At 39.6% G+C, this 15029-nt stretch carries 13 protein-coding genes; 7 read left to right on the top strand and 6 right to left on the bottom strand.

Features of this window, described 5'->3' with window-relative positions; all coding sequences use genetic code 11:
* Window positions 1-3: 3 nt before the first annotated feature.
* Window positions 4-1062, bottom strand: a complete 1059-nt coding sequence (locus FZC40_RS03880) for a sensor histidine kinase (protein WP_148602598.1) — start codon at window positions 1060-1062, stop codon at window positions 4-6.
* A gap of 155 nt (window positions 1063-1217) precedes the next feature.
* Between FZC40_RS03880 and FZC40_RS03875 the strand changes: the two genes are divergently transcribed.
* Window positions 1218-1718: an SEC-C metal-binding domain-containing protein gene (locus FZC40_RS03875; RefSeq protein ID WP_148565484.1), complete on the top strand. Its 501-nt coding sequence runs from the start codon at window positions 1218-1220 to the stop codon at window positions 1716-1718.
* A gap of 29 nt (window positions 1719-1747) precedes the next feature.
* Here the strand turns inward: FZC40_RS03875 and FZC40_RS03870 are convergent, their stop codons facing one another.
* The 5 genes from FZC40_RS03870 to murC all read right to left on the bottom strand — a co-directional run bounded on the left by FZC40_RS03870 (window position 1748) and on the right by murC (window position 6676).
* Complete coding sequence (locus FZC40_RS03870) at window positions 1748-3073, bottom strand: patatin-like phospholipase family protein (RefSeq protein ID WP_148602597.1); 1326 nt, start codon at window positions 3071-3073, stop codon at window positions 1748-1750.
* 51 nt (window positions 3074-3124) lie between these two features.
* Window positions 3125-3988 (bottom strand): DUF4190 domain-containing protein, encoded by an 864-nt coding sequence (locus FZC40_RS03865; RefSeq protein ID WP_186843642.1) that lies wholly within the window; start codon window positions 3986-3988, stop codon window positions 3125-3127.
* Window positions 3989-4048: 60 nt separating this feature from the next.
* Complete coding sequence (locus tag FZC40_RS03860) at window positions 4049-4819, bottom strand: prolipoprotein diacylglyceryl transferase (protein WP_148602595.1); 771 nt, start codon at window positions 4817-4819, stop codon at window positions 4049-4051.
* A gap of 93 nt (window positions 4820-4912) precedes the next feature.
* A complete protein-coding gene (locus tag FZC40_RS03855) occupies window positions 4913-5197 on the bottom strand; it encodes a DUF4190 domain-containing protein (protein WP_148602594.1) in 285 nt (94 codons plus the stop codon).
* 60 nt (window positions 5198-5257) lie between these two features.
* A complete protein-coding gene (gene murC / locus FZC40_RS03850; RefSeq protein WP_148602593.1) occupies window positions 5258-6676 on the bottom strand; it encodes a UDP-N-acetylmuramate--L-alanine ligase in 1419 nt (472 codons plus the stop codon).
* 265 nt (window positions 6677-6941) lie between these two features.
* Here murC and purR point away from each other — a divergent pair, with 265 nt between their 5' ends.
* The 6 genes from purR to mfd all read left to right on the top strand — a co-directional run bounded on the left by purR (window position 6942) and on the right by mfd (window position 15005).
* Complete coding sequence (gene purR / locus FZC40_RS03845) at window positions 6942-7748, top strand: pur operon repressor (RefSeq protein WP_148565490.1); 807 nt, start codon at window positions 6942-6944, stop codon at window positions 7746-7748.
* A 350-nt stretch (window positions 7749-8098) separates the two neighbouring features.
* Window positions 8099-8422: a septation regulator SpoVG gene (spoVG, locus tag FZC40_RS03840; protein ID WP_148565491.1), complete on the top strand. Its 324-nt coding sequence runs from the start codon at window positions 8099-8101 to the stop codon at window positions 8420-8422.
* Between the two features lie 75 nt (window positions 8423-8497).
* Window positions 8498-9859: a bifunctional UDP-N-acetylglucosamine diphosphorylase/glucosamine-1-phosphate N-acetyltransferase GlmU gene (gene glmU / locus FZC40_RS03835; protein WP_148602592.1), complete on the top strand. Its 1362-nt coding sequence runs from the start codon at window positions 8498-8500 to the stop codon at window positions 9857-9859.
* 53 nt (window positions 9860-9912) lie between these two features.
* Entirely contained in the window at window positions 9913-10872 is a 960-nt protein-coding gene (locus tag FZC40_RS03830) for a ribose-phosphate diphosphokinase (RefSeq protein ID WP_148602591.1), read from the top strand.
* A 10-nt stretch (window positions 10873-10882) separates the two neighbouring features.
* Window positions 10883-11479 carry an aminoacyl-tRNA hydrolase gene (gene pth / locus FZC40_RS03825; protein WP_148602590.1) on the top strand — a complete coding sequence of 199 codons (597 nt, stop codon included), beginning with the start codon at window positions 10883-10885 and terminating at the stop codon, window positions 11477-11479.
* Window positions 11480-11573: 94 nt separating this feature from the next.
* Window positions 11574-15005 carry a transcription-repair coupling factor gene (mfd, locus tag FZC40_RS03820; protein WP_148602589.1) on the top strand — a complete coding sequence of 1144 codons (3432 nt, stop codon included), beginning with the start codon at window positions 11574-11576 and terminating at the stop codon, window positions 15003-15005.
* Window positions 15006-15029 lie beyond the last annotated feature (24 nt).

Below are 15029 nucleotides of genomic sequence, written 5' to 3'. Positions count from 1 at the left end.
TTGCTACTGGTGAATCGGAAGGGTTAGTTCAACCTTAAACATTTGATTGAGTTGATAATAATCGATTCGGCCTTGATGACGCGCAATGATTTTTTTGCAGGAATCCAAGCTGGAACCATCAGTTTCAATGACGGTTTTTCCGGAATTTTCAGAATCAGAGATGGTTTTATTTCGCTGAACAATACATAATTCATTTTTATTGAGGATCAATCCAAAATCCACTGGTTTGTCAGGATCGGCATATTTAATGATGTTCGAAACCAGATTGTCAAAAATGCGTTGAATCTGTTCCAGGTCAACCCACAATGAAAAATCCTGATCGAGACAGTTCTCTAGAACGACATTGAATCCACCTTCTTCCAATGCTTGGGTGGTGGTGTCAATAATTCGATTGAGAAGGGGCTTTCCGTTGTATATTTTGAATTGATAGTATCCTTTGCCATCATCAGTAAAAGCATGCTCAAAAAGTTCATCAATGAAATTCTTCATCAGGTAGGCTTTTTTCAAGGCGGTATTCAAATAAGCTTCCTTTTTCAAGAAATTGTGTTCTTTTTCATTTTGAATCCGTTCAAGGTAACCGATCACTCCGGTTAGCGGCGAATGAATTTTTTTGGAAACAGAGGTGATGATATGGTGGTTCTCCAATTTAACAAGATTTTCGGCTTTGCTTTTTCTTTCATATAACTGATGAAGGATGTTGATGTTTTCGGCGATCGCTGTCAATTCATCCTTTCCCTGAATGGAAACAGAGCCTTCAAAAATTTCTGCTTTAAGCATTTGCGTTTCATTTCGGATTTCTTTGATATAGCTTATTTTCTTACTGAAAAACACGGTAAAAACAATGATTATAAAAAAATTAGGGATTAAGTTTAATAGAATCGTTAACCATAAACCAGAAGCACTGAAAAATGGGATGATGATCAGTGTTAATATAAGATTTAATCCGACAGCTCCCAAAAAAGCGAGGACTAAATATTTAAGGAAGACAGAACTTAATCCTTTATAGGAGGTAGCTTTTAAATTTTTAGTTTCATTTGTTTTGCTTTGCTTGTTGTTTTTCATGGGTATTCCTCTCAAAATATTCTAATACAATTATTGTAAACTGGAATCATATTTAAATCAACTGCAGGATTAAATCTCCTTAAATAAAGAAAGTTGTTTTACTCTGAGTGAATTTACGATATAATAATAGTTAGATTATGATGAGGAGAAATTGAATGAGTTTATATGAAGAATGGAAAAATTATATAGAAGAGAATTGCAGTAACGAAGAGGAACAAAATGTGTTCTGGGAAAAATATTGTTCTGATGAAAAAGTCCTGTATCAAAAGATATTAGGAAGTAAAACCAAAACGATTGAAGGTAAGGTGGAAGACCTTGCTAAAGAAAGTAATATGGTTCCGGCTCAATATATGGGTTTTATCGATGGCATCAGCGAGAGCCTGGTGACGCCAATTGATCTTGAGGCCGTAGAATTGGATACTGAAATAAAGCTGGATGTTGATTTCTCGAAGCTTTACAAAAACATGCTGGGAGTTCCGGCAGAATGGCTGTATACCTTAGAAGAATGGAATAATATTTTTAGCGAAGAAGAGCGGGACGTGCTGACAAAAGAATATAAACGTTCAAAAACAGTCGTCAACGAGATTAAGGTCGGTCGAAATGATCCATGTCCTTGCGGTTCCGGGAAAAAATATAAAAAATGCTGCGGACGTTAACCAATAAAAAAAGAGCGAAAGCTCTTTTTTTATTGGTTAAGCGTTTCATGAATATAAAGAATGGTGATCATCGAAAGTGATACTTCCGGAGTGAATTTACTTAAAAAAGTCGATTCGTTTTCATGACTTAAATCTCCTTGGATGCTTAAAAAAACGATATAGAAGGTAATGAAGTTAAACAGAATAAATTTATTGCTGTTGGGTGTTAAAAAGGTTTTAATAATTCCGGGATTTTCAAGCAATGTGAGATTTTCCTTTAAAAGCTGATTAAGCCGTTTTAAAAGAGCCTGAAAGAAATAATCAATGGGATAGTTTTCTAATTGGGGCACACCTAAGTTTTTGCCGGCAATCTCAAGCAGGGAAAGGGGTAAGGGATGATTCTTATACGAAGTTTTTTTCAATAAGTTTTCCAACGAAGCCAATATTTGAGTTTGATCAGAATCCCTTGGCAAATTAAGTAATGACAGCATTTTTTTATGCTGCCTGGGACTGGAAAGCGGCAGGCCTAATTGGGCTTGAAATTTTTTGTAAATCGCATTGCTTTTTTGAGTGTTTAAATAAAAGTATTTTCCCTCTACCGCATCAAAAACTTTCAGTGCATCTAAATAACCCAGTTGAATATTTTGTTGAATTCTAGCAGAATCGAAATCCAAGGTTCCGCCTAATAACTGAGAGTTGTTGACAGTAATGATTTCAACATTTTTCTCCCGAACCCATTTGCGCATTCCAATCGCTGGAAATTCAACAGAGATGATTCTTTTAAAATTCTGCTCAATCATAAAATTTATCGGAACATTGTCAAAAAAACCGCCATCAAGATAGGTTCTTCCGTCAATCTCCTGTTTCTGGAAAACCGGAAGAGCGGAACTGGCAAGTAAATAATCGATGAGCTGTCCTTCAGGGATATCTTCAATCATTAATTGTTTTGGTCTGAGACTGGTCAGATCGACAGTAACTAAACCCAAACGAATGGGCGATTTTCGAATGGCATCTTCAGAGATCAAATGGTTGAGGTTGTTTCGCAAAGGGGTAATATCCAAACCATCAGAAAAAAGGATGTTTAAAAAGCTGTTTCTAAATGCATCAAAATTTCCTTTTGACCATTCATTTACGTAGGTATTGGTTATTTCCTGATTAAGATCTAAAACCTGGTTAACAGTGAGATTTGACCAAAATTCCATGGCAATATCAAAATCATCCTGCGCAATCACGGCGGCGTTCAGCGCCCCTACCGAGGTGCCAATAACGGCTCCCAGAGAATAATCGCATTCTCTAAGCGCTTTCCATACACCCATTTCAAAGGCGCCTTTCGCACCACCGCCACTAAGAACCAAACCATATTTTAATTGAGACATGTTTCATTTACCTCGCTATGCTAAGAAATGTTAACGATGAGCTGGATTTGTTTAATGGATGTTGTTTAGAAGACCGCCAAGGATACCAGTAGCTCCCACACCAATGCAAACCACACAGGCGAACAAAATAAGAATCGTGAAGGCAATGCCGACAATTGAGCAGATCAATCCAGCCAATGCCATTCCGGTTGGTTTATTTTGTGATTTTAGCTCTTTCATGGCAATGATTCCAAAAATAATACCAACAGCACCTGATATTAAACCAGTTCCCATCAATGTGAAGAAACTGACAATAGAATAAATACCCAGACTCAATGCGATAATAGATTTAGAATCATAGTTGACTTCAACAATTTCTTCAGGATGTCGTTCATCCACAGCATCCCTATTTCGAATGACAAATGTAAAAATTGGGCCTAAGAAAGGGAAAATAATGCTTAGTACCAGATAAACCACACGATGGTCTTTGTCATAGATGCTAAAAAGCCAGAACTGCGCAGTGTAATAATAAAAGCCAACGGCCAAAGATAAAACAAGGCCAAAGAAAACACCAATATATGGAATAAACCCAAGAATTGAAATGACCAAAGAGACCGCAAATCCGATCAATGGCAAAAATATTTTGGCGAAAGGAATATGCCATGAACCGATGGAGACATCATCATTAATAAGAGAACCCTTGAGGTAATTACTGGCAATGGGAATCCAGGCCAACCAGGCATGGTCCAAGTTTCTTTTTCTGGCCATAGAATACAGACCAATGGCATTAAAGACATAACAGGTGATACAAAGGATCAGGGCAATAACCAGAATTACGCCGAGAATAGACATAACAATAGGCATAATGGCCCAAAAGTTATCTGATTGGGAAGCATAGGGAGCCGCATCTTCAAAAAGATATTCAAAATCATTCATAATAAAACCTCCTAAATTAATTTTAATCATAGTAATTATACCCCAAACCCATTAAATTAACTAGCTTTTCAGATGATATCCATAAAGTCGTTGAGGTATTTTAAATATAAACAGAAGCCCGAGAGTAATAACAAAAAGGCTGAGTACCTGGGATGTTGAAAGGAATAAAATTGATCCTCTGGGATCTGAACGAAAAAACTCGTTAATAAACCGGAAAATGCCGTAAGAAACGAGGTAGAACCCGGTGGTAAAGCCGGGCGTTTTACTTTTTGATAAGATGAAGATGAGAACCGGCGTTAAGATAAAAAGAAAAAATGACTCAGTTAATTGGGAGGGAAAAAGGCCGATGCCGGATGGTGGATAGGATCCAACGGGATAATATACAGCCCCAAATCCTTCATAGGGAATGCCATAACAGCAGCCGTTGAAAAAGCAGCCAATCCGTCCGAAAGCTTGGGCGAGAGCGAGACAGGGGACGGCTATGTCAAAATATTTGATGGCATGAAGATGATAAATATGAGTGTAAAGAAATCCGCCCAGGATACCGCCAATAAGCCCGCCATAGAAAACGGCGCCTCCGGTGGTTAGTTTAATCAAAGCTGTTTCGGGGTTGGTAATGAAACTGGGAAGTTCGACAAGAAGATAGAGAATTTTTGCGCCTAAAATACCACCAATGATTGCAAAAAGACCAAAAAACATCGCATCCATGGTGGGAAGATCATACTTTTTAGCGGTCAAAATAGCAACTAAAAATCCGGCCCCCGTGCCAATAAGAAATAAAATACCAAAAGTTGGGATAGTGTAGTTTAAGATGTGAATAATGGGATACATAAGACTCCTTCCATTATAGCCAATTATAGCCAATGATATGAGGCATGATGATAAAAAAAATAGACGATTGAAATCGTCTATCCTTGGTGCGTTTTATAGATAAGCGGCAGTACTTATACAACCAACACAAGCCACACACGCAATAAAAGCAACTGCGCATAATGATAGTCCGATAATATTGAGAACTAAACCAGCTGTAGCCATACCACTTGGGGTAAAGCCTTCTTCTTGAGATGCCTTACGAATTTGAATTCCAAAAACCAAACCGATAATCGCGCAGACAACACCGACCAGTGCCGAATAGCCAAACCAAATACAAACCAAAGAGATGATTCCCAGTACGAGGGAAGCTGTGGCTTTGTTGCTATACTGCTCCATAAAATAGCCTCCTAAAAAAAATATAACTTGGCTTCAGAATACCCTAATTAGGAAAAAATGTCAAGAATTATGCATTTCTTTTAACTTGTCAATGAGGTCAAAAGCAACGTGATTAATGGTTTGTGAACCGGCAACGAGGACTAGATCATTTTCACATAAATGGCTGGTGAGATAGTCGACGATATCTTTAAAAGCCGAAATAGTCACGGTTGGAATATGGTACTTTTCCTCAATAGCTTTTTGAAGATCTTCCGAATGAATGTTCCAATCATTGCCTTCACGATCTGAATAAATATCATTGAGAATGACATAATCAGCTTTTGCAAAAGCATCGACGAAGTCATCAAAGAAAGAGTAGGTTCTCGAGTAAGTGTGGGGTTGAAATACAACCCAAAGTTTATTATGAACATAGTTCAGAGCTGCATCGATCACAACCTTTAACTCAGTAGGATGATGGGCATAGTCTTCAAAGACATTGATCCCATTGACTTCACCGCGGAATTCAAACCGGCGTTTGGCACCATGAAAGCGAGCCATAGCAGCGATAGACGTTTCAACGGGAATGGCCAGGAAGTCTCCGCAGATAATAGCGGCCAGGGCATCCAGGACATTGTGTTCGCCGGGAATCATCAGTTCATAATGACCATAAAATGATTTGCCTTTATAAACATCAAAGTTTGGTTTGCCGACCTTGTCGTATTGAATATTTTCAGGATGCCAGTCATTCCGGGGATTTAAACCGTAGGTAATAATTGGACAGGCCAAACCTTTAACAACATCCAATACATCCTGAGAATCGCCATAGGCGATCATAAGACCATCAGAGGGTAAAATGCATCCGAATTTATGAAAGGATTCCTTGATTTGAGGAAGGCCATTTTTAAAATAATCCAGATGATCCTCTTCAATATTCGTAATAACCCCGATGGAGTGGGAAGTCGTTAGAAAGCTATCCACATATTCACAAGCTTCAACGACAAAATATTCCTTCGAGTCGATGATTGCGTTTCCCCCGAATTCGTCAAGTTTTCCACCGATGCTTAAACTTGGTCTCAATTCAGCATATTGCAGCATGCATGCGATCATGGATGAGGTGGTCGTCTTGCCGTGGGTACCGGAAATGGCAATGGTTTTGTTGAAAATATGGGAAAAAAGCCCTAAAAAATTCGAGCGTTCAATTTTGGGAATGTTCAAATCGGTGGCTTTAATCATATCCGGGTTATCCTCATGGATAGCGGCAGAGTAAACAACACAATCTGTGTCAGCCGGGATGTTTTCATAATTGTGTCCGATGTGTACCTTAATGCCCAGACTCTCTAATTTTTCAACATAAGACGAGGTTATCATATCAGAACCTTCAATAGAAAAACCCTGAGATAAAGACATAGAGGCGAGACCGCTCATACTGCTTCCACCAATTCCAATAAAGAATAATTTATTAATTGGTCGATTGAATTTTTTTTCAAGTTGAGATTTCAAATAATCAGCTCCTTTATTAATGGTAAAATCTTAATTATTTCTTAATGATAAATCTTAAAGTGTACATTTATTCTCAATGAATGGGTATAAAATAATCAAAAATACCATTCCAATAGCCAGAAAAACACTTTACGAAAAATTATAACACAGGTGTTTGACTTGAGTAAAGATTAAAAAAAACTTGCGCTTTTATTGAAATACGAATAAAATTATGAATATTGAGAAAAATGTTCGGATTTTAAGAAAAAATCATCATAGGTGAGAAATGAAGAAAAATGAAAGAATTAGTATCATTACAAAAGTATTGTCAGACCACCCCAGTAAGGTGTTTAGTTATAGTTATTTTACTGATCTGTTAGAAGTTGGAAAATCAAGCGTGTGTGAAGATGTCGCCATCGTAAAAAGTGCGATTGAAATGTCGGGATCAGGCTGCGTTGAAACTTATTCAGGGGCATCAGGGGGCGTTGTTTATCATCCCATGGTAACGAAAACCGAAGAAGAAGCGATTCTTAAAGAGATTGCTGAAATGCTTCAAGAACCTTCCCGAAAAATTCAGGGTGGTTTTTTATATTACAGTGATATCCTATCAAATCCCCGCTATTCTAAAAATATTGGGCGTATTATTGCTTCCAAATATGGCGATAAGGATATTGAATATGTTATAACAACAGAAACAAAGGGAATTCCAGCTGCTCTGGAAACAGCGCATTATCTGAATGTACCAATGGGCATTATCAGACGATCAAACCGTGTGACTGAAGGGGCAACGACCAGTGTCAATTATATTTCAGGGTCATCCAATAAAATAAAAACAATGTATTTAAGCAGACGTATTGATTTGACGCACAAGAAAGTCTTGATTATTGATGATTTCATGAAAGGCGGTGGAACGGCGAAGGGAATGGCTAATCTGATGGAAGAGGTTGGTGCCGAAGTAATGGGAATCTGTGTTATATTTGTCACCCGATTTCCCTTTGAAAAACTTGTCGATCATTTTAAACCGCTGATTTGGATGGATGATGAGGATACCGAAGGAACTGGAATAGGCGTTTCGCTGTATTCAGAATCTTGAAAAATGATTTGAATTAAAATCGCTGCAAATCTGAATGCCAATGACAATCTGATTATTTCTGATGAGATCCACAACCAAATAAATGCAGTTATGAAATAAACCGCGTGGATTCGTACCACGGTGATGTCTACAAACCTGATCAAATCACGCTTTTTTAATAAAAAAACAAAAATTGGTATTTCGTCTTTAGAAATTAAGATGCAAAAATTCGTCATTCTTTTTAAACCCTTTTTAAGAATGGTAGGATATGGAAAAAAGTTAAGGTTTTTGTTTTAATATTGTTGAATTTGTGGTAGTATATAGGTGTGAAATTAGACATGTGACTTTATTTCAAAGGGGGAGCTTACGAGATGGAAATAACAGACGTAAGAGTACGGAAAACGTATCCAGATGGTAAAATGAGAGCGATTGTCTCGGTTACTTTTGATGATCAATTCGTTGTTCATGATATTAAGGTAATTGAGGGGCAAAGCGGATTTTTTATTGCGATGCCCAGCCGGAAAACACCGGATGGCGAATTTAAAGACATTGCACATCCCATAAATATGGGTACCCGTCGTGAAATGCAGGAATGTGTCCTGCGTGCTTACGAAAAGGCCATAGCAGAGGATAACCAGAAAACCAATGAAGAAGAAGCAGAAGTTGAACTAGAAGTAGATTACGAAGAAGAATAAAAGTTAAAATAAAAAAGGGAGGGTGTGCTTCCCTTTTTTTGTTGTTAACTATTAATTTATATTTGGAGGCCAAAAATGAACAAATCAAAAACAATAATCTTAGCGGCCGGCCAGGGAACACGGATGCACTCACAAAAGCCAAAGGTATTGCATCAGGTATGCGGAAAAAATATTTTGGATTATGTGGTCGAGGCAAGCAAAGAGTGTGGAATCAATGATATTGGAGTGATTGTCGGTTTTCAGGCCGAGACAGTCAAGGACAGCCTGCCTTCCGAAATCGCGACAATCCTTCAAAAAGAACAGTTGGGTACCGGACATGCTGTTTTACAAGCACTGCCGTTTTTTGATGAATTCCAGGGAAATCTGATCGTGCTGGTAGGAGACGCGCCCTTAATTAGACCGGAAACAATCAAAAGTCTCATGTCGGTGCATGAAACAAATGGCTACAGCGTTACGGTTTTAACTGCAGAATTTGATGAGCCCACCGGATATGGTCGGATGATAAAAAACTCAGCAGCGGAGCTGATTAAAATTGTGGAAGAAAAGGATGCCTCGTCGGAAGAAAAAAAAGTAAAGGAAATCAATTCAGGGATGTACTGTTTTGATGCTCAAACGCTTATTTTTGCACTTAAAGAGCTCCAAACAAATAATGTTCAGGGTGAATATTATCTAACTGACATTATCGAAATTATGAGAAAAATGGGAAAAACTGCCGGGACTTATACGACTCCGGATTATGAAGACATTCAGGCAATTAATTCGAAAAGTCAACTTGCTGAGGCTGAAGCCGTTATGCGAAGACGAATTAATCGAAAACTGATGGATTCTGGTGTGACCATGATTGATCCGGCAACCACCTATATCAGCAGTCAATCGATAGTGGGTCAAGACACCATTCTATATCCCGGGGTAATCCTTGAGGGAGAGACCGCTATCGGCAGAGATTGTACAATTGGCGCAAACAGCCGTTTGGTGAATGCAAAAATCGGAAACAGCGTGTCGATTCAGCACGCCACTATTTTGGATAGTGACGTGGATGATGATACAAATGTTGGTCCTTATGCCTATATTCGTCCCGGCAGTCATATCGGCAAACATTGCAAGGTTGGAGATTTTGTAGAAGTTAAAAATTCCACCATGGCGGACGGCGCAAAAGCCGCTCATTTAACCTATATTGGAGATGGTGACGTGGGGGAGAATGTAAACCTTGGCTGCGGAACTGTTTTTGTGAACTATGACGGAAAGAAAAAATACCGAACGGTTATTGAAAAGGGTGCTTTCGTGGGGTGCAACACCAACCTCATTGCTCCGGTAACCGTCAAAGAAGGGGCATACATCGCGGCAGGATCGACCATTACTGATGATGTCCCGGAAGAAAGCCTGGCGATCGCCAGAGCCAGACAGGTTAATAAGGTTGGCTATTTAAAAAATAAGTAGACACCATAAAAAAAATATAGAAAAAGAGAAAATTAAGAAGAGGTATGAAACGTATGGATGGAAAGTATAGTGGAATTAAGATTATTGCCGGAAACTCAAATCTTGCACTGGCCAAGGAAATTGCCGAGTATCTGGAGATACAATTATGTAATGCTGAGGTTATCAGATTCAGTGACGGCGAAATTTCAATCAATGTTAATGAATCGGTTCGTGGTGCGGATGTCTTTATTATTCAATCGACCGGAACGCCTGTTAACGAAAATTTAATGGAATTGCTAATTCTGATTGATTCGATGAAGCGTGCTTCGGCCGGGCGAATTAATGCGGTAATGCCGTATTATGGGTATGCCAGGCAGGATCGCAAGGCAAAATCAAGAGATCCGATTACGGCAAAATTAGTGGCAAATCTGTTGACAACGGCTGGAGCGGATCGCGTTATCACCATGGATCTTCACTCAAACCAAATTCAGGGATTCTTCGATATTCCGTTGGATCATTTGTCAGGGAGTGGACTGATTACAGAATACTACCGAGACAAAAATTTGGAGAATATGGTAGTCGTATCACCGGATGCCGGAAGTGTTAAGCGTTCACGAAAATTGGCCAGAGCCTTAAATTGTTCATTTGCGATTATTGATAAAGAACGTCCCCGTCCTAATGAAACAGCGGTTATGAATGTTATCGGAGATATTAAAGGGAAAAACTGTATCTTAATCGATGATATGATTGACACTGCCGGAACCATAACAAGTGGGGCCAATGCCTTGGTTGAACTTGGTGCTAATTCCGTATTTGCCGCTTGCAGCCATGGCGTGTTTTCGGGCCCGGCTATTCAGCGGATCCAGGATTCAGCCATTGAAGAATTAGTAACCCTGAATACCCTGGTTATTCCAAAGGAAAAACAGATTGAAAAAATCAAAATTTTATCCACCGGAACGCTTTTTGGCCGTGCCATTGATTATGTACATTTTGGACGTTCTTTAAGTAAGCTTTTTGTGGGAAGATACGCTTAGGATAAAAACCATGTATCTGATTGCGGGACTGGGAAACATCGGCAAAGAATATGATGGGACCCGACATAATATTGGTTTTGAAGTCATTGATTATCTCAGCGAAAAAAAAGGCATACTAGTAAAAAAGAAAGAACAGAATGGTCTGACCGGTGTTTATCGCGAGTTTGGAGAAAAGATCCTGCTGGCCAAACCGACGACATTCATGAACAACAGTGGGCTTTGTATCGCCGGTCTGGTGAATTTCTACCAAGTGCCTTTAGAAAATCTGCTTATCATTTACGATGATATTGATTTGGCAATTGGGGATGTGCGAATAAGGCAGCGGGGCAGTGCCGGAACCCATAATGGCATGCGTTCCATTATCCAGAGCTTGGGAAGTCAGGATTTTCCGAGAATTCGGATTGGTACCGGCAGACCAAAAGAAGGTGCCGATTTAGTTCATTTTGTGTTAGGGCATTTTGCAAAAAGCGAAATCCCATTAATGGAAAGTGCCGTGCTGGAAGCGGTTAAAGGGATCGACTATTTTGTAAAGGACGGCGTTGACCTGGCAATGAATCAGGTCAACGTTCGCAGAAAAAAAGAAGAAACGGATCGTTTGGAAAATTGAAAATAATGAAGAACGCGTAAAAGATATCGGACAGTCATGGGCCCGGGTTGAGAAACCTGGGCTATCCGTGTTTTATGAATGAGAGAAGTGACAAATGGAATTACTTTATCAAAACCTTATGAAGGTAGAAAAAATACAAAGAATCATCAATCACCTGTCTTCCGGAGAAATAATTAATCTTTCCAATATGAACGGTGGTTTTAAAGAAGTTCTTACCGGCCAGATTTTTCACCATGCCAGTGAGCGGATTCTTTATGTAACAGCAACAGACTATCAGGCCCAAAAAGTGACTCAGGAGTTGGAAACAATTCTGCCGCAAAAAGTGTTGTATTTTCCCATGGAACCCATCCATGATTATTTTGCTGATGTTCACAGCCGCGAGATTAGTCATCAACGATTGAAAGTGTTTGAAAAAATACTGTCCGACGAAAAATTTGTGGTGGTAGTGGGTGCCGAAACACTTTTGAAAAAATTGATGCCCCGGAAAGAATTTGAAGCGCTGGGCTTTTCCTTGTCTTTGGAGGAAACTTGTGATCCGGTGGAATTAACAAACCGTCTTTTTGAGCTGGGATATGAAGCCGTTTCTCAAGTTGAAGCAAAGGGACAGGTTGCTCGCCGCGGTGGGATTATTGATGTTTTTCCGCCAACCGGGGTTCAAGCCTATCGGATTGATTTTTTTGGGGATACCGTTGAATCAATTCGAAGTTTCGATCCGGAAACGCAATTGTCAACGCATAACCTTGAGGAAGTAAGAATACTTCCCGGAAGGGAAATTATTCTCAAAGAGGATGAACGAAATAAGGCGTTAAAACAAATCAAAAAAAGTTATCACGAGAATGTTGAATATATCGGGTTGGTTGAACGGATTAATGAGGATCCAACTGGACATGATGAAACGTTATTTTCTTTTGCGAAAACGGATGCGTCGCTGCTGGATTATTTGGAAGAGTGTCTTGTTATTTGGGATGAACCACCCAGGATAAAAGAAGCCCAGGGAATTTTTCAAAAAAAATTACAAAGCGATCTCGAAATTTTGATGCGGGATTATTTGATGTTTCCGGAAGAAAAGAATAAATTTTATTCATTTTCAAAAATTGAGAAATCGTTGGAAAAACAAACCCAATTAAAATACCATTTGTTTGCATCCCGGGGCAAAAAAGGAATATCTCTGGACATGGGCGTGAAAGACAATGACTCATTTTTAGGGCAGCTGCCACTGTTTATTGAATTCATTAAAAAACAGCTGGATAAGGATGCAATCATTAATTTACGGGCTCGGGATGCGGCGGGTTTGGAAAAACTAAAACAATTATTCGCAGAGGCAGAGATTTATCGCTTTACCAATGATGTTTTACCCGGCATTCAGCTATCAATCGGGGAAATAAGCGGTGGATTTGAACTCCCTGAAGAGAATTTGGTTTGTATCAATCAAAGTGAAATAATAAAGAAATCCGGCCGGGATAAGAAGCGTCGACGGAAAAAAGGCAGAAAAATAGATTCGTTTACGCAGCTTAACCAGGGCGATTTTGTGGTTCATGATACGCATGGGATTGGAATTTACCGCGGCATTGAGCAATTAAAAATTGATGAAACCATTAAAGATCTGATGGTCATTGAATATGCCAATGATGCCCGCTTTTATTGTCCGGTGGACCAAATGGATGCTATTCAGGTTTATGTGGGAACAGGCGAGAAGAAACCTAAGATTAATCAACTGGGAACCAATGATTGGGGCAAATCAAAATCCCGGGTAAAGGCGGCTGTCGCAGAGATGGCGGATGAATTGATTGCTTTGTATGCCAAAAGACAAAGCTTGACGGGATATGCCTTTGGCCCTGACTCCAGTTGGCAAAGGGAGTTTGAGGAGTCTTTTCCGCATGAGGAAACCAATGACCAGCTTCAGGCAGTGGAAGAAATTAAGGCCGATATGGAATCGACACGTCCCATGGATCGTTTGCTTTGCGGAGACGTGGGCTACGGAAAAACCGAGGTAGCGCTTCGAGCTGTTTTCAAGGCGGTTATGGAAGGCAAACAAGTGGCTTTTTTAGTACCGACAACCATTCTGGCGCAACAGCATTATCAAACCGTCATGGATCGATTTAAAAAGTATCCGGTGAATGTTGGAGTCCTCAGTCGTTTTAGAACAAAAACGGAACAGGAGAAGACCATCAAGGAATTGGCGGTGGGGCAAATTGATTTGGTTATCGGAACCCATCGTCTTTTATCAAAAGATGTGAAGTTCAAGGATTTGGGATTACTTGTGGTTGACGAAGAACAACGTTTCGGAGTGGGACATAAAGAACGCATTAAGCAACTAAAAGAAAATGTTGATGTCCTAACCCTGAGTGCGACACCCATTCCCAGAACCTTGCACATGTCGATGATCGGGGTAAGGGATATGAGTGTCATCGATGAACCGCCAGCCGGCCGGCGGCCGGTTTTAACTTATGTGATGGAATTTAATGAGGCGATTGTTAAAGATGCCATCGAAAGGGAACTGGGGAGAAAGGGGCAGGTATATTTTGTCCATAACCGAATTCATGATATTTTTGAAGTGGCCAGAAAAATTCAAAAATTAGTCCCGGAAGCTCGAATTGCGGTGGCCCATGGACGGATGACGGGATCTGAACTGGAAGACATTATGATGGACTTTCTCGAGTATCATTATGATGTTCTGGTGACAACCACGATTATCGAGTCGGGATTGGATATTAAGAACGCCAATACCCTTATTATCGATAATGGAGATTATATGGGCCTTTCACAATTGTATCAATTAAGAGGCCGTGTTGGCCGGTCTGATGTTCAAGGTTATACGTATGTGACTCATCGACCCAAGGTGCTTTCAGAACTGTCTCAGAAGCGTTTGAAAGCAATCAAGGATTTTACGGCTTTTGGTTCGGGATTTAAAATTGCTCTTCGTGATTTAGAAATCAGGGGAGCTGGCAATATTTTGGGATCAGCTCAATCAGGCAACCTTGCAACCATTGGTTATGAACTTTATTGTAGGATTCTGGATGAAGCCGTCAATGAGCGTTTGGGCAATGAACCAGAGTACCCGGTCAGCGAATTGATTATCAATTTAAATGTCAGTAGCTATATTCCAGAGAATTTTATTTCGGATGAAGAGCTTAAGTATGATATCTATAAAAAATTATCCTATGTTAAATCGGCAGAAGATTATGAGGACTTGGAAGATGAACTGTTAGATCGCTTTGGAGAAATTCCCGATGGAGTCTACAATCTTATGGCCCTGGCGATGATTAAACACTTAGGAAAATCGCTAGGAATAACTGAAATTAGGGAAAGAGGAAATAGTGTTTTATTCACTTTCGATAATAACCGGGATATACCAATTCCGGATCCTGAATTAATAAAACAGCTTTTTGAAAAATATAATATAAAATTCAATGCGGGAAAAAAGGACCAGGTACGCTGGAAGATCTTATTAAAACACGAAAAGGATCAGACCTATTTAAGTGAGCTTGGCAAATTTCTTTCAATTGCTGCGGCAGCAAAGAATTAAGGTAAAAAGCTGTTGTTTTATGTT

It is taken from the genome of Acetobacterium tundrae (genome assembly GCF_008086615.1).
Lineage (GTDB): Bacteria > Bacillota > Clostridia > Eubacteriales > Eubacteriaceae > Acetobacterium > Acetobacterium tundrae.
The sequence above is the reverse complement of the archived record's forward strand: the minus strand, read 5'-3'. Positions and strand labels throughout refer to the sequence as shown.